Source organism: Hydrocarboniphaga sp., from assembly GCF_028291725.1.
Taxonomy (GTDB): Bacteria; Pseudomonadota; Gammaproteobacteria; order Nevskiales; family Nevskiaceae; genus Hydrocarboniphaga.
In genome coordinates this window covers 59,219-75,855 of the sequence record NZ_JAQGNT010000022.1, presented here as the reverse complement: position 1 = coordinate 75,855, position 16,637 = coordinate 59,219, and the positions used below count along the sequence as shown (strand labels likewise).

General features: G+C 65.6%; 17 protein-coding genes and 1 pseudogene. 7 read left to right on the top strand and 11 right to left on the bottom strand.

Annotated features, from left to right (window positions below):
• Positions 1-51: 51 nt before the first annotated feature.
• Both JWQ90_RS05710 and JWQ90_RS05705 read right to left on the bottom strand, forming a co-directional pair.
• Positions 52-828: a helix-turn-helix transcriptional regulator gene (locus JWQ90_RS05710; protein WP_299690577.1), complete on the bottom strand. Its 777-nt coding sequence runs from the start codon at positions 826-828 to the stop codon at positions 52-54.
• A 258-nt stretch (positions 829-1,086) separates the two neighbouring features.
• Positions 1,087-1,347: pseudogene (locus JWQ90_RS05705) on the bottom strand (DUF1993 family protein); the annotation flags it as partial.
• Positions 1,348-1,654: 307 nt separating this feature from the next.
• On the opposite strand from JWQ90_RS05705, the gene JWQ90_RS05700 reads away from it, so the two are divergent.
• Entirely contained in the window at positions 1,655-2,578 is a 924-nt protein-coding gene (locus tag JWQ90_RS05700; RefSeq protein WP_299690574.1) for a DUF2889 domain-containing protein, read from the top strand.
• 51 nt (positions 2,579-2,629) lie between these two features.
• Here the strand turns inward: JWQ90_RS05700 and JWQ90_RS05695 are convergent, their stop codons facing one another.
• Positions 2,630-3,457 (bottom strand): aldo/keto reductase, encoded by an 828-nt coding sequence (locus JWQ90_RS05695; protein ID WP_366919443.1) that lies wholly within the window; start codon positions 3,455-3,457, stop codon positions 2,630-2,632.
• A 158-nt stretch (positions 3,458-3,615) separates the two neighbouring features.
• Between JWQ90_RS05695 and JWQ90_RS05690 the strand changes: the two genes are divergently transcribed.
• Positions 3,616-4,191: a TetR/AcrR family transcriptional regulator gene (locus JWQ90_RS05690; RefSeq protein WP_299690569.1), complete on the top strand. Its 576-nt coding sequence runs from the start codon at positions 3,616-3,618 to the stop codon at positions 4,189-4,191.
• Positions 4,140-4,949 carry a GntR family transcriptional regulator gene (locus tag JWQ90_RS05685; RefSeq protein WP_299690567.1) on the top strand — a complete coding sequence of 270 codons (810 nt, stop codon included), beginning with the start codon at positions 4,140-4,142 and terminating at the stop codon, positions 4,947-4,949. Before JWQ90_RS05690 ends, JWQ90_RS05685 begins: the two co-directional genes overlap by 52 nt.
• Before the next feature lie 45 nt (positions 4,950-4,994).
• On the opposite strand, the gene JWQ90_RS05680 is transcribed toward JWQ90_RS05685, so the two are convergent.
• From JWQ90_RS05680 to JWQ90_RS05650, 7 genes are all read right to left on the bottom strand, one after another.
• The gene (locus JWQ90_RS05680) at positions 4,995-5,780 is read right to left on the bottom strand and encodes an SDR family oxidoreductase (RefSeq protein WP_299690564.1); all 786 of its coding nucleotides are present in this window, start codon (positions 5,778-5,780) and stop codon (positions 4,995-4,997) included.
• Between the two features lie 76 nt (positions 5,781-5,856).
• Positions 5,857-6,699, bottom strand: coding sequence for an NAD(P)-dependent oxidoreductase (locus JWQ90_RS05675; protein ID WP_299690563.1), 843 nt, complete (start codon positions 6,697-6,699; stop codon positions 5,857-5,859).
• Positions 6,699-7,457, bottom strand: coding sequence for an SDR family oxidoreductase (locus tag JWQ90_RS05670; protein WP_299690562.1), 759 nt, complete (start codon positions 7,455-7,457; stop codon positions 6,699-6,701). The genes JWQ90_RS05675 and JWQ90_RS05670 overlap by 1 nt, the downstream gene beginning before the upstream one ends.
• A 137-nt stretch (positions 7,458-7,594) precedes the next feature.
• The gene (locus tag JWQ90_RS05665) at positions 7,595-8,377 is read right to left on the bottom strand and encodes a carboxymuconolactone decarboxylase family protein (protein WP_299690560.1); all 783 of its coding nucleotides are present in this window, start codon (positions 8,375-8,377) and stop codon (positions 7,595-7,597) included.
• Positions 8,374-9,867, bottom strand: a complete 1,494-nt coding sequence (locus tag JWQ90_RS05660; protein WP_299690558.1) for an aldehyde dehydrogenase family protein — start codon at positions 9,865-9,867, stop codon at positions 8,374-8,376. Before JWQ90_RS05660 ends, JWQ90_RS05665 begins: the two co-directional genes overlap by 4 nt.
• Before the next feature lie 484 nt (positions 9,868-10,351).
• On the bottom strand, positions 10,352-11,113 hold the full coding sequence (locus tag JWQ90_RS05655; RefSeq protein WP_299690557.1) for an SDR family oxidoreductase: 762 nt from the start codon (positions 11,111-11,113) through the stop codon (positions 10,352-10,354).
• Between the two features lie 265 nt (positions 11,114-11,378).
• Positions 11,379-12,251, bottom strand: a complete 873-nt coding sequence (locus tag JWQ90_RS05650; RefSeq protein WP_299690555.1) for an AraC family transcriptional regulator — start codon at positions 12,249-12,251, stop codon at positions 11,379-11,381.
• A 196-nt stretch (positions 12,252-12,447) separates the two neighbouring features.
• On the opposite strand from JWQ90_RS05650, the gene JWQ90_RS05645 reads away from it, so the two are divergent.
• The 4 genes from JWQ90_RS05645 to JWQ90_RS05630 all read left to right on the top strand — a co-directional run bounded on the left by JWQ90_RS05645 (position 12,448) and on the right by JWQ90_RS05630 (position 16,232).
• The gene (locus JWQ90_RS05645; RefSeq protein WP_299690552.1) at positions 12,448-13,533 is read left to right on the top strand and encodes a phosphotransferase family protein; all 1,086 of its coding nucleotides are present in this window, start codon (positions 12,448-12,450) and stop codon (positions 13,531-13,533) included.
• A gap of 17 nt (positions 13,534-13,550) precedes the next feature.
• On the top strand, positions 13,551-14,849 hold the full coding sequence (locus JWQ90_RS05640; protein ID WP_366919444.1) for an acyl-CoA dehydrogenase family protein: 1,299 nt from the start codon (positions 13,551-13,553) through the stop codon (positions 14,847-14,849).
• Between the two features lie 234 nt (positions 14,850-15,083).
• Complete coding sequence (locus JWQ90_RS05635; protein WP_299690547.1) at positions 15,084-15,860, top strand: glucose 1-dehydrogenase; 777 nt, start codon at positions 15,084-15,086, stop codon at positions 15,858-15,860.
• A gap of 30 nt (positions 15,861-15,890) precedes the next feature.
• Positions 15,891-16,232 (top strand): hypothetical protein, encoded by a 342-nt coding sequence (locus tag JWQ90_RS05630; RefSeq protein WP_299690544.1) that lies wholly within the window; start codon positions 15,891-15,893, stop codon positions 16,230-16,232.
• On the opposite strand, the gene JWQ90_RS05625 is transcribed toward JWQ90_RS05630, so the two are convergent.
• Positions 16,175-16,636, bottom strand: coding sequence for a VOC family protein (locus tag JWQ90_RS05625; protein WP_299690541.1), 462 nt, complete (start codon positions 16,634-16,636; stop codon positions 16,175-16,177). The genes JWQ90_RS05630 and JWQ90_RS05625 overlap by 58 nt on opposite strands.
• Between the last annotated feature and the right edge of the window lies 1 nt (position 16,637).

Genomic DNA, 16,637 nt, shown 5'->3' with positions numbered 1-16,637 from the left:
ACGGGCCAACTCGCAACAGCCGCGAAGGCCCAGCTGGCCTCGGCTAACTACCTAGTGGCTCGGCCCCGAGTCACTGACGCGGCTGCGATAGTCGCGCGGCGTTTCGCCCATCTCGGCGCGAAACACCTTGGCAAAAGCGGACGGACTTTCGAAGCCGCAGCGTGCTGCGATCTCGCCGACCGGCTCGTCGGTCTCGCCTAGCAGCGAGATCGCTTGCAGCAGACGGCTGCGGTGGCGAAAGACCTCCCAGGTCATGCCCGTCTCCGCCTTCAGATGCCGGCGCAGTGATCGCACCGACATGCCCGCATGCTGGCAGATGTCCTCCAGCTTCAGATCCATGCGGCGGGCGGTGTAGTCGAGTACGCGGGCGACGCGCGGGTCGGTGCTCGTGGGCAGAAACAGGTCGGCTTCGCGTGTGATCCACTCGCCGCAGAGCATGGCCGTGGTGTCGAAGAATGCCGTGCGCAGCGGCGAGTCGGGCCCGTCGACCGGCCAACGCATCGCTTCCCGCATCATCTCGCGCATCAGCGGCGACACCATGACGGTGCGCACGCGCCGCTCGTTGTCGGTCAGCATCCCGGTGGTGAAGAACACCGACACCCAGCGTATGCCGTGAATGCTGGTGCAATGCGGCACGCCCGCGGGAATCCACGCGGCGAGCTGGCGCGGAACAAGGTTGCGCCCGCGCGTGCTCTCCACCTCGATCGCACCCTCGAATGCGTACAGCAACTTGTGCAGGTCGTGGTAGTGCCACTGCAAGTCGACGTGCATGCCGTCGCGATACAGCGATCCCGCTCTGGCGAGCCTGCCCGGCGCCTGTATCGGCATCAGATCGGCTCCTTGCGGCGAACTGGCCGATGGAAACTCGCCATCCGGCCATAACCTGCCCCCTGGCGCCGAGACGGCCACTGCTTTAGAGGCCTCTTGGGGCATCTTCTATTCTCCTTTGACCCACCCGACCGGAATCTCAAACAGCATTCGATCGGAAGTCGGGCTCGACAGGCCGCTATACGGGCAGGATACCCGCTTCGTCTTGGGAAGCGGAAACGCGGCTTCGAGCCGGCGCCCGCCTTACCGTGGCGCGGATCAGCTCTTGATGCGCATGCGGCCGAGGTAGTCGCACTTGCCTACCGGCACGCCCCTGTGACGCAGGATGTCGTAGGCGGTGGTGGCGTGGAAGTGCAGATTCGGTATCGAGAACGACATCAGGAAGTCTTCGACGCCGAAGTTTATCTTGGTGTTGCCGCCGGGACTGAAGACCAGCTCGCGGCCCTGCAGCGCGTTCACTTCGTCCGGTGTGTATGCCTTGAGCCTGGCACTGGCTTGTGCAACGGCGTCCTGCAACTGCGCATAGTCATATGCCGGCGTCGCCGGCGGAGGCCCGAAGAGTCCCGCTCAGCAGCGAAGCTCGTACGGCAGAGTTGTGCATGCTTACGGGTGACCCAGCATGACGACCGCCACTGGCGCGTGCAACAGCAGGGCCGCGCTTCATTGAGCAACACAGGCAAGACGTGCAACTCTGTGCCTCAGGCGCCGAGACGCCGCCGCGAGGAGATTGATGATGGATGACGCACGGCCCGCACGGCCGCGTAGCACCGCTGGGGCCGCTCCCTTGCGGGTTCCGGGTTCCGTTCGGCGAACGTCGAGCATCGATGTGTCCTGGCCCGAGGGGCGGGCGGGTAACGCGCGCCTGATCGGCCGGGCGCGCGATATCGTCACGCCCGACTCGGGAGGCTCTCCGCTGACGTGCGCGGAAGACGCTTTTGAAGCCTGGCTCAAACTGGATCTCACGATCGTCGCCATCGAGGCTCAGCCGCCGCGGCCGGCCTTGGCGCGTCTGGCCGGTACGCGCGTCGGCAGTGGCCTGCGTCAGGCACTGGCGCAGGCCGCGCCAGAGGAACGGCGCCTGGCGACTCCGCTGTACCTGATTCTCGACGACATCGCCGGCACCAGCCTGGTGTCCAGTTGGGCCTGGTCGCATTGGAATCCGAACTGGCTCGCCGAGGTTCGCGCCGCGTTCTCGAACAGTGGTACATCGCAAACCGTCCGGACCATGGAAGGCGTCTGCATCGGCATGGTGCCGGGTTCCAGCGCCTTCGATCCGCACCGGGAGCGAGACCCGACGCCGGTGCCCGAGTTGCGCAACCCCGATGATCCGGAAGGCTGGCACGCCTTCACCGTGCAGGACGGCGCTGTCGGCATGCGCCGCGCGCGCCGCATCGATGTATGGCGGGAGCAGGGAGTCATCGTCATCGATTCCGCGTTTCAGGACAGCGCCACGACGCCCGCGGGCGGACGCATGGCCGTACATGAATATCGCCTGCATGTGACGGCCGATCCGCGATCGCTGTGGCTGCTGTCGGCCGAGGCCGACGCCCGCGTGCTGCCGCATCCGGAATGCACGGCGGCAGCGGCGAACCTGTCGCGCCTACTCGGCTCGCCGCTGCCGGCGCTGCGCGAGAAAGTGCTGGCCGAGCTGCGCGGAACCGCCGGCTGCACACACTTGAACGATGCGATGCGGGCACTGGCCGAAGTGCCGGCGCTGCTGAAGCATCTGGACGATCGGCCTGCGCCGTAGGGGCACTACGAGCGCTGCATCAGCTCGCGACAGTGGTGCCGAGACAGCTGGCTACAGCGCGCGCCGCGTCGCCACCTTGACGCCGCCGAACATCGTGCGCATCGCTGCGCCGGACGCGAGAAATTCGTGAGGGAACCCGAGGTCGATGCGGCTTACGGCGTCGAGGCGCGTAATCTGCTCGGCGGCCAGCGTCACCTCGAGCGCGCCGAGATTGTCCTGCAACTGTGCGAGCGTGCGCGCGCCGAGGATCGGCGACGCGACCGCCGGGTTCAGCAGCGTCCACGCGAGCGCGACCTGCGCCGGCGTGCAGCCGATTTCCTCGGACATCGTCCTGGCGACCGCGGCGATCGCGAGATTGCGTTCGCTCAAGCGGCCGGTCGACAGATTGATTTCCTTACGCGAATCGAAGCGCGGATTAACCTCGCCGACGGCCTGCTTCAGATCCGACGCCTGGTACTTGCCCGACAGCACGCCGCCGGCCAGCGGCGACCACGGCAACACGCCCAGACCCATTTCCAGCGCCATCGGCATCAGCTCGCGCTCGACGGTGCGCTCCGTCAGGTTGTAGGGAATCTGCAGCGCGACGAAGGGGCTCCAGCCGCGCAGTTCGGCAATCGCCTGCATGCGTGAGGCCTGCCAGGCCGGCGTGTCCGACAGGCCCGCATACACGATCTTGCCGGCACGCACGAGATCGTCGAACGCGCGCAGGATCTCGTCGACCGGCGTGCGGCTGTCCCAGACATGCAGGTACAGCAGATCGATGTAGTCGGTGCCCAGCCGCCGCAGACTCTCGTCGACGGACTGGACCATCATCGTTTCTCCTCCGCCAATGCGGGTCTGTGCTGACACGGGTCGCGCGCGATGCGGCGCCTGCGTCATCGGTGGCCCACTATAATGGGACCAGGCTGGACGCCGCCCGCCCATTGGCGCGCAGCGTCAAGTCGTGTTGCGGCACCGGCGATCAGCGGACCACCAGCTCCTGCAGCGCTTTGGCAACAAACGGTGTCGAGCATCCGGGCGACTTATACTTCGCCGACATGAACAGACGCACGACGCCGAAGCGCCGTAATGCCCCGCAGACCAAGGCGAAGATCCTCGCCGCGGCACAGCAGGCTTTTTCCGAACATGGCTATTCGCAGTCCGGCATACGCGACATCGCGGCGATCGCCGACGTCAGTTCGACGCTGCTGCTGCGTTACTACGGCTCCAAAACGGCGCTGTTCGAGGCCGCGCTGATCGACGCGATGCCACTCACCGGCCTGCTCGCCGGCACCGAACGGGAGCGGTTCGGCGAAGTGCTCGCGGCGACGTTCATGAACCCCGATCTCGACATCAAGCCGCCGTCGATCATCGCGTTGTCGACCGGCGACGCCGATGCCCGCGACATCGCCACGCGCGTCACCGCCGAGCACATCATCGCGCCGCTCGCCAAATGGCTAGGGCCGCCCGACGCGCAGGTGCGCGCGCTCGAAATCGTCATGCTGTCGATCAGCTTCGTGCTGTTCAGCCGACAATTCCCGCTGATTCCGGCACGCCGCGGCGCCGACAAGAAACTCGCAGCGTGGCTGGCCACGACCATACAGTCAATCGTCAACCAGCCGCACCCGACATAGCCCGCGCGACTTATGATGACACTGCCATATATTCACGCGGGGCGTTCCACTCGATGAAAGACGGCCGAGTAGCAAAACGGCAGAAGCCTGCGCTGGTACAGGAAGCCACGGCGAAGCTGCGCGAATTGATACTCACGCGCGAGCCGGAGACCCAGATCGGCTCACTGAACGAAGTGGCGCAGATGCTGGGTGTCGGCATCGTCACCGTGCAGCAGGCGGCGCGCATCCTCGAACACGAAGGGCTGCTGGCGGTGCGGCGCGGCCCGGGTGGCGGCTACTACGGCATCCGCCCTGACGAAGCCGCGTTGCAAAGATCGCTTGCCGCGTATATGCGTGTGCACGGTTTCGGCTACCGCGAAGCGCTCGAGATGATCTCGCTTCTGGATTGCGAAATCATCCCTGCCGCTGCGCTTTGCCGGGACCCGGACTTGCGCAAGGCCATGGAGGCCTTGAGCAAGCGTCTCGATCACTGCGACACCGACGAGCAGCGCATTGCCTGCGAGACCGAGCTGCGAAAGCTGCTCTACAAAATGGTCTCTCGGCCACTGGTCGAATTTCTGACCGGTGTCACCGGCAATCTGTACAAGCGCGAGGCCAGCGACCCCATTTTCCCTGGCGACGAAGGCGTTGCCGCGTGGAAGACCAGCAAACGCCGCATCGTGCAGGCGATTCTCGCCGGCGACGCCGAGCTATCTCGCTTCGAGGCAGAACGCTATCGGCAGCAGGTGCTGGTGCGACTGCGCGCCAGCACCGAATAGCACCTCAGGCTGCATCGCTGAACCGGCGACTCGGCCCGAGATCCCTCAGGGCCGCAACACCCAGCCGCCATCGACGTGAAGCACCTGGCCGGTAATCCAGTCGCCTGCGGCAGAGCACAACAGCAGCAATGAGCCGACGAGTTCATCCGGCGCGCCGCGCACGCGCATCGCCACGCTCATTTCGAGGAACTTGATGAACGGCGAATCGTCCGGCGTCAGCGCGCGTCCGGCATCACTGGTGACGTTGCCGGGCGCGATGGCGTTGACGTTGATCTTCTCGCGGCCCAACTGGCGCGCCAGCGTGGTCGTCAGGCCCACCAGCGCGAGCTTGCTGATGCCGTAGACCGACGCGGCCGGGAAAGCGCCGCCGGAGGTTTGGTTGATGATCTTGCCGCCGCCGCGCTTGCGCATTTCGGGCACCACCGCCTGCGAACAGATCAGCGCGCCGGTGAGGTTGACGTTGAAGATGCGGTTCCAGTCGTCAAGCGAAATGGTCGCCGCCTGGAGCGAGCCCAGTTCCGCCATCAGCGCGGCGTTGTTGACCAGGATGTCGACGCCGCCGAAAGCATCGACCGCGGTCTTGACCATGGCGGCCGCAGACTCCGGCTTGGTGATGTCGACCTGCGCGCTGATCGCCTTGCCGCCGGCGGCGGCGATTTCGTCGGCAACGAGCTTGGCGCCTTCACCGTTGATATCGGCCACGACCACCGAAGCACCGGCATTGGCGAGGCCGAATGCATAGGCGCGGCCGATGCTGTTTCCGCGACCGCCGGCTCCGGTGACGATGGCGACCTTGCCGGCCAGTTGGAACTGATCAATGGAGAAACTCATGCCTTGCTCCTGAATGCCGCAGCGGCGGCGTCTGCTGATTTTGGATTGATGGGCTTGCGCAACTGGCGCCTGCGTTTTACGGCTTGAGTGCGAGCTCGAGCACCGGCATAGTGAGATCGCGGAAAGCCTTGAACGAGGGATCGTCACCCATGGTTTCGCCGAGCAGGCGAAGGTCCTTGGCGAGCAGCTTGGCGCCGTGCGCGAAAGCGGAAGGCGTCGGCAGCCTGGCGTAGACCTCGAAGCCGTAGCTGCGGCCGCTACTGACCTTGATCAGTTCGGCCAGCTCCTTGCGATCCACGCCCAGCGTGGTGCCGGCGGCGAGCCCGAAATGCGCGACGGCGAGATTCGCTGCCATCATCGCGTTGTTGACCAGCTTGGCGATCTGGCCGGCGCCGACTCCACCCAGGTGCACGATCAGGCCGGCGAAGGTTTCGAACACCGGCCGCGCCGCTTCCACCGCGGCCTTGTCGCCGCCGACCATCACCGTCAGCGTGCCGGCCGCGGCGCCGCCGCCACCGCCGCTCACGGGCGCGTCGATCAGCGCCAGGCCGCGTGCGGCAGCCTGCTCCGCGAGCTTGATGCACCGCTGCGGATGCACGGTGGAATGGATCACGATGCACCCGCCCGGCTGCATCGCCGGAATCAGCTCATCGCAGACCTGCTGAACCCCGGCATCATCGACCACGCAGATGCCGACGTGCTCGGCCTGCGCGCCAAGTTCGGCGATGCTCGCCGCGGTCTTTGCAGACGTGTCGGCGTAAGGCTGCAGCGACTCGGGGCGCCGCGCCCACAGCGTGACCGGATAACCCGCATCGATCATGCGGCGCGCCATCGACCCGCCTTGGCTGCCCAGACCGATGAATCCACATTTCATGCTGCGTTCCTGCTTGCGTTCCTGCTTGCGTTCGCGATCGCTCATCAGCCCGCCGTGATGCCCTTGTCGATGGAAATACAGGCGCCGTGATAGCCATGCGCCGCGTCGGATGCGAGGAAGGCGATCATGTCGGCGACCTCATCGACCTCGACCAGGCCGCGCAGGCCGGAATAGCGCTTGATCAGCGTGTAATCGACCCCTTCCGGCATCTTCAGATTGGCGGCGATGTTGGTCATCATGCCGCCCGGTGCCACCGCGTTGAAGCGGATCGGCTGGTTCACGTATTCCATGGCCAGCGCCTTGGTCATGTGCGTGAGGCCGGCCTTGCTCGCACAATAGGCCACCGCGTAGGCTTCGCCGACGAAGGCTGCGGATGAGGTGACGTTGACCACCGCACCGTTGACGTCGAGCAGATGCGGAATCGCCGCCTGAATCAGGAAAAACGGTGCGTTCAGATTGACCGCGATGGTCTTCTCGTAGTCCACCGCGCGCATCTCGTGCGCGTTGCACATGACGATGATGCCGGCAACGTTGCACAGCGCATCGAGCCGGCCGAATTCGGCCGCCGCGGCGGCGATCACCGGCGCGCAGTTGTCGCGCAGCGACAGGTCGGCGGCATGCACCAGCACACGCACACCGAGCGCACGCAGCTGCGTGGCCGTCTCTTCGAGTCCGGCCGCGTTCAGATCGACGATGCAGACATCGGCACCGGCATGCGCCAGTTTCAGCGCGGTGGCGCGGCCCAGGCCCGATGCGGCGCCGGTGACGACTGCGGATTTGCCGCTCATGTTGCTTGCGTTCAAGTTTGCTCTCCCATCGGTTGCGACCTTCTTGGTTTGTCATTCCCGCGAAGGCGGGAATCCAGAGCTTCAAGTACCGCGCTATCCGTCACTGGATTCCCGCCTTCGCGGGAATGACAGCCTTGCGGAGACAGCTGGGATCAGGCCTCGAAAGGCAGGCCCTTTTCCACGCGGGCGGCCTGTTCCAGCACAGCGCCCTGCACCACCGAGGCCTTCGGCCAGCCGGCGTGAATCGCGTACTGCAGCACGAACTCGTTCATCTCGGCGCGGTTGGTGTTGCCGCTCGCCATCGCCGCATGGACGTGCGAACGGATCGGAATGCTGGCCGCTGAATCGGAGACACCGACCAGTGTCAGCCAGCGTCGCGAGCGCTGATCCAGGCCCGTCCGCATCCACATTTCGCCGAATACGAAGTTGAGGATTCCCGCTTCGAAATACGCAGTCGCCGGCGGCGGACCGCCGAATACCATGACGTTCTTGAAGCCGGCGGCGCCGTCCGCGATGCGGGCTTGCGGGTCCCAGGGCTCGGCGCGAATCGGCGGGATCGGCGCCGGCGGCAGGCCCATGGCAGCCGCAACGCGCGTGATAGCAGCATCCAGGCAGCCGCCGACCGACCAGCCGGAGTACACGGCGACGTGCAGCGCGGCCTCGCGCAGTTCCGCCAGGCTCAGCTCGCCGCCGCTCAGCGCACCGCGCACATAGCCGTCGAGCGCCTGCGTGTCCTGCGAGCGCGCGGAGCCCGACATCGAAATGAGGTAGCGCGAGCGGCGATCCAGCTGAGGCCGTGACCACACTTCCGCGAAGATGAAATCGCGCCATGACGCATCGAGCAGCGTGTGCGGTTCGGGCGCCGCCGCGGCCAGCAGCTCGGCCTGGTTGCGAATGCCGGTGCGCCTGCGTTCCGCTGGGTCGAGCAGGCTCATTTGGCGGCCTGCGGCGGCTGCCTGGCAATGCCCATCCACACGTTCTTCACTTGCAGGAATTCATGCAGCCCCTGCTCGCCGCCGAGGCGTCCGTGGCCGCTGTGCTTCATGCCTCCGAACGGCAGGTTGGGCTGCATGCCTTCGCCGGAACCGTTGACCTGCACCAGGCCGGCCTGCATCTGGCTGGCCAGGTAATGCGCGCGCCGCAGGTTCTCGGTGTGGACGTAGGCACCAAGGCCATAGTCGGAAGCGTTGGCAAGTGCGATGGCCTCGTCCTCGCTGTCGAACGGCGTCACCGCCAGCACCGGGCCGAACACCTCGTTCTGCGCCAGCGAGCTGTCGCTTTTTACATCGGCGATCAGCGTGATCGGCAGGTAGTAGCCGGAAGCATAGTCGCCACCCAGGCGACCACCGCCCACCAGCACGCGCCCACCTTCCTGCTTCGCGGTCTCGACCACGCCGAGAATACGTGTAACCGCGGCCTCGGTGATGATCGGGCCCATGATCGTGCTCTTGTCGTAGGGATCGCCGACCTTGATGTGCGGCGCGACGCCGGCCAGCATCTGCAGGTACTGTTCGTAGATCGGCCGCTCGACCAGCAGGCGCGTACCGTTGACACAGCCCTGGCCGCTCGCGCTGATGGCGCCGGACAGACCGCGACGCGCAGCCTGCTGCAGATCCGCGTCGGCGAACACCAGCACTGCCGATTTGCCGCCGAGTTCCAGGCCGCAGGGCTTCAGGCTCTCGGACGCGCTGCGCAGCACTTTCTTCGCGGTGGCGCCGCTGCCGACGAACTGAACCTTGTCGACACCCTTGTGGCTGACGATGGCCTCGCCGACATCCGGCCCGCCGACCAGTGTGTTGACCACGCCGGGCGGGAAGCCGGCTTCGAGGAACAACTCGCCCAGGCGCATCACCGAAAAAGGCGCGAGCTCCGGCGACTTGACCACCACGCAATTGCCGGCCGCCAGCGCCGGCGCGAGCACCATGGTCGCCGCGTACAGCGGGCCGTTCCACGGCACGATCGCGCCGATCACACCGTAGGGCTCGTAGACAACGTAGTTGTGTGAAGGGCTGCCCCAGGTGGCGATGGTCTGGCCCTGGATCTTGTCCGCCCAGCCGCCGTAGTAGCGGAATTTCTGCACCGCATCCATGACCATGAACGGGCCGGCGATCATCGGCGCACCGTTCTCGATCGTCAGCAGCTCGGCCAGCGGCTGGAGGTTCTGCTCGATCAGCGAGGCCAGCTTCAGCATCAGGTCGCGGCGCTTGTCGCCCGGCAGCGCGCGCCAGGCCGGGAAGGCGGCGCGTGCGGCCTTCACCGCCTCGTCAACATCCTGCGGCCCTGCCATCGTGATCTCGCAGGTGGCCTGGCCGGTCGCGGGATACACATGCGTCTGCAGCTGGCCGGAGCCGCGCTGCTTCAGCTGGTCGCCGATGATGACCGGCCGCCGCGGAAGAATGTCCCGGTTGGGTGCCTGAAAGCTCATGCTGATGGGCTCCGGAGGCAGATCGGTACCCTGCCCTTCTGTGTGATGGGATCGCACTGCGCAGTGGACCTGGGAGGAACGCCGCGAACGGAACTCTCCAGTCCGCAGCGGCGATCGTACGCTAGGTTAGTATGCCTCTTTTTGCCATGTCAAGCTGGAATTTCGGCCAAACCATGCCCATATACAGCAAATAATATGCACATTATTGTGCGTTGCCCAGGAAAGTCGGGATTGCGGCCGCGCATCGCGGCGGAGCCTCCAGATGCAGCAGATGTGCTGCCGCCGGATCATCGATACGCTCGATGTCGCCAGCGCTCGCCCCGATGAGATCGGCGATCAGCCGGAAGTCTTCAAGGCTGCCACCAGAGGTGCCCGGCTTCGGCCATGTCGCCGAGGCGAGCCTGCGCGACGATCGGCGTCCAGAGCCTGCGCCAGGCCTCTGACCATTCCCAGGCGACCTGGCCGGGGCTGATCAGGATCAGCCCTAGGAGCGCCAGCCTCTGAGCCGGTTGCCGGCGTCGCAGCTCATGATTTCGGCAGTGATGAAGCGTGCATCGTCCGATGCAAGGAAGGCTGCCAGCGCCGAGATGTCCTCGGCGGTGCCATGCAGCTTCAAGGCCTGCTGGCTCTGGATGCGCTCATGGGTGCCGGGCGGCAACTGCGCCGTCGAGGCGGGCGTCTCCATCAGGCCCGGGGCGATCGCATTGACGCGGATGCCGTCGGCGCCGAAGGTATTCGCCATACCGTAGGTCATCGCGTTCAAGCTTGACTTGGTAACGCCATAGGCCGTCGCAGGCATGAAGGCCGCCATCGACGATACGTTGAGCACAACACCCTTGGCCTCAGCCAGCGAGGGACGCAGCGCCTGGGCCAGGATCAGCGGCGCGATCGAATTGATCGCGAAATAGCGCAGCCACTTCTGCTGGCTCAGCGCCGCGAAGGAATGCGAGATTTCGCCATAGGCGAGACCAGCGTTGTTGATCAGCACGTCGAGCCGCGGATGCTGGCTGCAGATCTCCGCTGCGAACTGCAGCGTCTCGCTCTCGGACGCCAGATCGAATTTATGCGTGGAGCAGACAGTTCCCTGCGCTCGCAGCAGCGCGGCCGTTTCCTCCAGTAGCGGTACGTCGACATCGGTCAGGATCAGGGACGCACCTTCTGACGCAAACCGTTGAGCAAAGGCGCGGCCCAGCCCTCCTCCGGCACCGGTGACGAGGACGAGGCGATCGGTAAAGCGCTTGCTCATTTGAGACTCCTAGATGAATTCCGGTTGCGGGCCCGAGGCTCGGGCGCGGCGAGCCCTGCCGCTGCCCAGCGCGATGCTGGTGGACACCGGGCACGCCTGGCAAAGAGTTTCGGTTGCGAACACCGGCCGCAGTGTCGGCAGACAGCCGCTTCCCAACGACACCGTCTCTTTTCGAAAATGCTGGCGCCGGTTCGACATCGAATCGGCCGTCCGCGACATCGATACCTGCTTGCGGACCAGGGCTCGATGACAGCCCGGACCGCGATCAGGCGCAGACGGCTACCGCGGGAGCGCGCGGAACACGCTGCCTGAACTCGCGCGGCGTCACCCCGGTGGCGCGACGGAAGGCGTAGCAGAAGCCCGACGGCGACGAGAAGCCCAGCGAGTAGGAAATCGCCTTGACGCTTTCGTCGCACAGAAGCATGCGCTTGGCGTGATCGATACGGGCGTTGGCGACGTAGCTGCCGATGGAGCAGCCGCGGCTGGCGCTGAAGCCCCGCGTCAGCTGCCGCACCGAGAGCTTGCACAGGCCCGCCAGTTCGTTGAGCGTCGGTGCAGCCTGTACTTCGCGCAGGCGCTCGTCGATCAGCCGCAGGCGCCAGGGCGAGAGCCCGCCGCTGACCGGAACATCGTGGACGCGCGTGCAATAGCGCGCGAGGTCGATCCCCAACTGGGCCACGATGAGTTCCACCAGCATCTCACTGGCAAAACCGGGGTGGCGCATCTCGTGCGCCAGCCGCAATAGCAATCCGCGGACGTTGGAATCGCGAACATCGAGGCTGGCCTCGAGACGGCGATCCGTCCACTGCATCTCGGCCGGCATCGCCTCCGGCTTGATATGGCACAGGATCGACATCTGCGAGGAGCTGCCGTCGCTGCAGGCCTGCACGGTTTCGTGCGGCGGCACGATGTAAACCTTGCCGAGACGCTCGAAGCGGTGCGGACTCCAGCGGCTGTTGTAACAGGCTCTCGCATTGCTCGGCCGCGGCGTGAGAGCGAGGTCGACGCGGTAGTCGTCCATCGAATTCAGAACGCCGGCAATCGGACCATAGACATCAAAACGCACCAGCTGCGCCGTCGCCAGCGGCACGCGAATTTCGGCGTCGATCGTCATCCGGGCGGACTGCTGCTGTGCCATCACCGTTGTCTCCTCCTGCTCAGCCGGCCTTATGACCTGTCTGGGCATAATATCGCCTTTCCGGACTGGTCAGCTTGCAGGTGCTGCTGCGTCCCGATTCATCTGCCGCGTCTACAATTCGACATTGTTGTGCATTGTGGACCTCTTTGGCGCTCGCTGAAACTAGTACCGTGGCGCGGCCTTGATGGAGGACTCAATGTCTACAGATGCGGAAAGCACCGCACTCGACAACTTCGGCGGCCTGATCGACTGGACACGTTTCAGCGATTGGATCGCGGGAAAAGCTGCGGGCACGACAGCGGCTATCCCCGGCTCCGGCCCCGTGACCGGCGCGCGCAAGCTCGCGGGCGGCCTGCAGAATGCCGTGTTCCTGGTGGAGCGTGGCAACGCATCCTTCGTGCTGCGACGGCCGTCCAAACATGTGCGCGAGGGCAGCAACGAGACCATGTTGCGCGAAGCGCGCATCCTCAAGGCACTCGACGGCACTGCCGTGCCGCATCCACACTTCATCGCGTCCTGCGACGATCAATCAGTGATCGGCACCTGCTTCTATCTGATGCAGCCGCTCGAAGGCTTCGCGCAGAGCGGCGACCTGCCGGGCCAGTACGCCACCGACCGGGCCTGGCGCCGCGCGATGGGCGAAGACCTGGTGCGCGCCGCAGTATCGCTGGCCTCGGTCGATCCCAAGGACGTGGGCCTGGCCGATCTCGGCAAGCCCGACGACTGGCACTCGCGCCAGGTATCGCGCTGGCGCAAACAGCTCGACGGCTATCGCGCAACGCCCGGCTATGAAGCCGCCGCGCTGCCGCATGTCGATGAAGTCGGCCGTTGGCTGACCGATAAGCTGCCGAGCGACCGCCGCATCGGCATCGTGCACGGCGACCTGCAGTTTCCGAACGTGATGTTCTCGCTAAAGGCACCGCGCGTCTCAGGAATCCTGGACTGGGAACTGGCGTCGCTGGGTGATCCGCTGCTGGATCTCGGCTGGATACTGAGCAGCTGGTATGAGGAAGGCGATCCCGAAGGCAAGAAGCCGATGGTGCGTCCCTGGGACGGCTTCCTCACGCGCGCTGAACTCGTAGGCCTGTACGGCGAACTCAGCGGTCGCGACATGAGCGCCATGCCGTGGTACTTCGCACTGGCCTGCTACAAGCTGGCCTGCCTGCTCGAAGGCACCTACGCGCGATCGCTCACCGGCCAGGTGCCGGCCAACGTCGGCGCCTCGGTACACGCCTATGCGGTGTGGCTGATGAACAAGGCCATACAAATCACTGCAGGCTGATCGATACAGGAGTAAGCATCATGGATTTCAGCATCGACCCGGAGTTTCAGCAAAAGCTCGATTGGATGAACCAGTTCGTCCGCGAGGAAGTCGAGCCGCTCGACCTGCTGTTCCCTCAATCCGGCGCGCCTTATGACAAGAAGAACACCAGGGCGCTGAAAATTCTGCGGCCGCTACAGCAGCGGGTGCGCGAGCAGGGCCTGTGGGCCTGCCATCTCGATCCCTCGCTAGGCGGCCCCGGTTACGGCCAGCTCAAGCTGACGCTGATGAACGAGATCATCGGCCGCTGCTCCTGGGCACCGAACGTGTTCGGCTGCGCCGCGCCGGATTCCGGCAATGCCGACATCCTGGCGATGTACGGCACCGAGGCGCAGAAGACGCGCTACCTGCAGCCGCTGCTCAACGGCGAGATCTGCTCCTGCTTCTCGATGACCGAGCCACAGGCCGGTGCCGACCCCAAGGAATTCACCTGCACCGCCACACGCGACGGCGACGACTGGGTGATCGAGGGCGAGAAGTGGTACTCGTCCAACGCGCGCTACGCCGCCTTCCTGATCGTGATGGCGGTGACCAATCCCGAGAACAAGCCGCATGAGCGCATGTCAATGCTGATCGTGCCGGCCGAGACGCCGGGCATCAACATCCTGCGCAACGTCGGCGGCATGAACGACTCAGACGAAGAAGGCCATCACGCCTACATCCGCTATGAGAAAGTGCGCGTGCCGCTCGACGCCATGCTCGGCAAGCGCGGCGAAGCCTTCAAGGTAGCGCAGGCGCGGCTCGGCGGCGGCCGCATCCATCACGCGATGCGCAGTGTCGGTCTGTGCAACCGCGGCATCGAGATGATGCTGGAGCGCGCAGTGTCGCGCCGCACCCAGGGCAAGCTGCTGGCCGATCACCAGTTCGTGCAGGGCATGATCGCGGACTCGGCGATGGAGCTGGAGCAGTTCCGCCTGCTGGTGCTGAAGACCGCGTGGATGATCGACAAGCTGCCGCCAGGCTCGGCGCGCATGCACATCGGCATGTGCAAGATGTCGCTGGCCAAGGTGCTGCACGACATCGCGCAGCGCGCAGTGCATCTGCACGGCGCGCTCGGCACTTCGCGCGAGACGCCGCTGGCCAAGCTGTGGATGGGCGCGCCGGCACTCGCGGTTGCCGACGGCCCCACCGAAGTGCACAAGGTGCAGGTCGCCAAGGCGCTGCTGAAGCATGCCAAGCCAGCTTCGGGACTGTTCCCGAGCGAGTACATTCCGCACAAGCGCGAGGCGGCGCGCAAGCGCTATCAGCAGCTGCTGGACGAGCCGCAGAAATCGTAGCCCCTCGCGCCGATCACTCACATGCCAATCACCCACATAAGGATGCATCCATAGTGGCAGGCCAATCCGAGCCAGTGTCGTCCCACGCTGCGAGGCCGACGCTGCCAATGGGCTTGTTGATGACGCTCAGCGTGATACCCCCGATCGGCGGCTACAGCCTGCTGTGCGGCGTGCTGGGCAACACCGAGCTCTATACCGGCCTCGTTTTAGCGGCACTCGGGAGTTCCACTACACATGACGAATATCGATCTGAGCGGGAAAGTGGCCGTAGTCACCGGTGGCAGCCGCGGCCTCGGGCTGGAGATCGCGCGCGGCCTCGCGCGCGCCGGGGCCAGCGTCGCAATCGCCAGCCGCAGGCTCGAAAGCTGCCAGGTCGTGGCCGAAGAATTGATCGCGGCCGGCGGGCAGGCGTCCGCACACGCATTCGATGCTGGCCGCTGGGAGGACTGCGACCGCCTTTTCGCGGAAGTTACGGCGCGCTGGGGCAGCGCACAGATTCTGGTCAACAACGCCGGCAAGTCGCCGGTCGCGCCCTCGTCGCTCGAAACCAGCCAGGATCTGTTCGACAAGATCATCGCGACCAACCTGCGCTCGGTGTTCCGGCTCAGCGCGCTGTTCGGCACGCAAATGCGCGATGCGCTAGGCGGCGCGATCGTCAACATCTCGTCCAGCGGTTCGCTGCGCCCCGACCCGAGCTTCGCGCCGTATGCCGCAGCCAAGATGGGCCTCAACGTGCTGACGCAGACCTTCGCACAGGAGTACGGGCCCAAGGTGCGTGTCAACACGGTGATGCCAGGGCCGTTCCACACCGGAGCCACGGCGGCCTGGTCGCACTCCGAAGCCTTCGAGCGTCACGCGCGCCGCAACTTGCCGCTGCAGCGCGGCGGCAATCCGCCGGAGATCGCCGGCGCGGTGCTGTTCCTGGTCAGCGAGCTGTCCTCGTTCACCACCGGCGCCTGCCTTACGGTGGACGGCGGGCACAGTATCGGCCGCGTTTCCGCTTCGGACTGAGAACCGAAAACTCAACAGGAGCAAGCAGGCATGCAGAACCACAATCCACCCCGCGGCACGCGCTCGCTGGTTGCACCCGAGCTGCTGGCCGGCCTGGCGGTCCTGCCCTCCTTCGAACTCAACGACGAGCTGCTGGTCGCGATTCGCAGCGGCATCGGTTCCGCCTGCGGCGCGACGCACTGGCGCGCGCCTGGGCCTGAACCGCCGGCGCCCGACGGCACGATCGCAGGGCGCTACGCCGCTGCCCGAAGCCCGGCGCAGCCAAGTCGAGACAGTGCGCATCACCCTGGCCGGGCGATAGCGCCGGCGATCCGTCAGCGTCCGCCCATCGCAGTCCACACCGCGGGCGGCACCGAGGTGAATTCCAGGTAGTGGCCGAGCGTGTCGCGCGCGTCGGCGTAGATGAATTTGAGCCCGCTGGAGGTGTCGCCGCGGTAGACGATCGGCAGCTTCTGCCGCCCGACTTCCGCGAGAGTCGCGTCCCAATCAAAGCTGCGCATGCAGATGTGGTGGAAGCGCAGGCCCTGCTCGGGAACCGCCTCGCGATAAAGGTCGACCGGCCCGGACACCGGCTCGATCAGCTCGTACTGCAGCTTGCCGATCCAGATGAAGGCGATCTTGTTGACGGCGATGCCCTTGCCCTTCGGGGTCGTGACCTCGGTCTCGGCCTGGAAGTACCTGGTGTCCTGCACACCGTAGCGCTCGCGGAAAATGCTCAGCGCCTGTTCGATATCGCGCGTGACGTAGGCGTTCTGGTAGTGGTTTTCGAGCAGCATG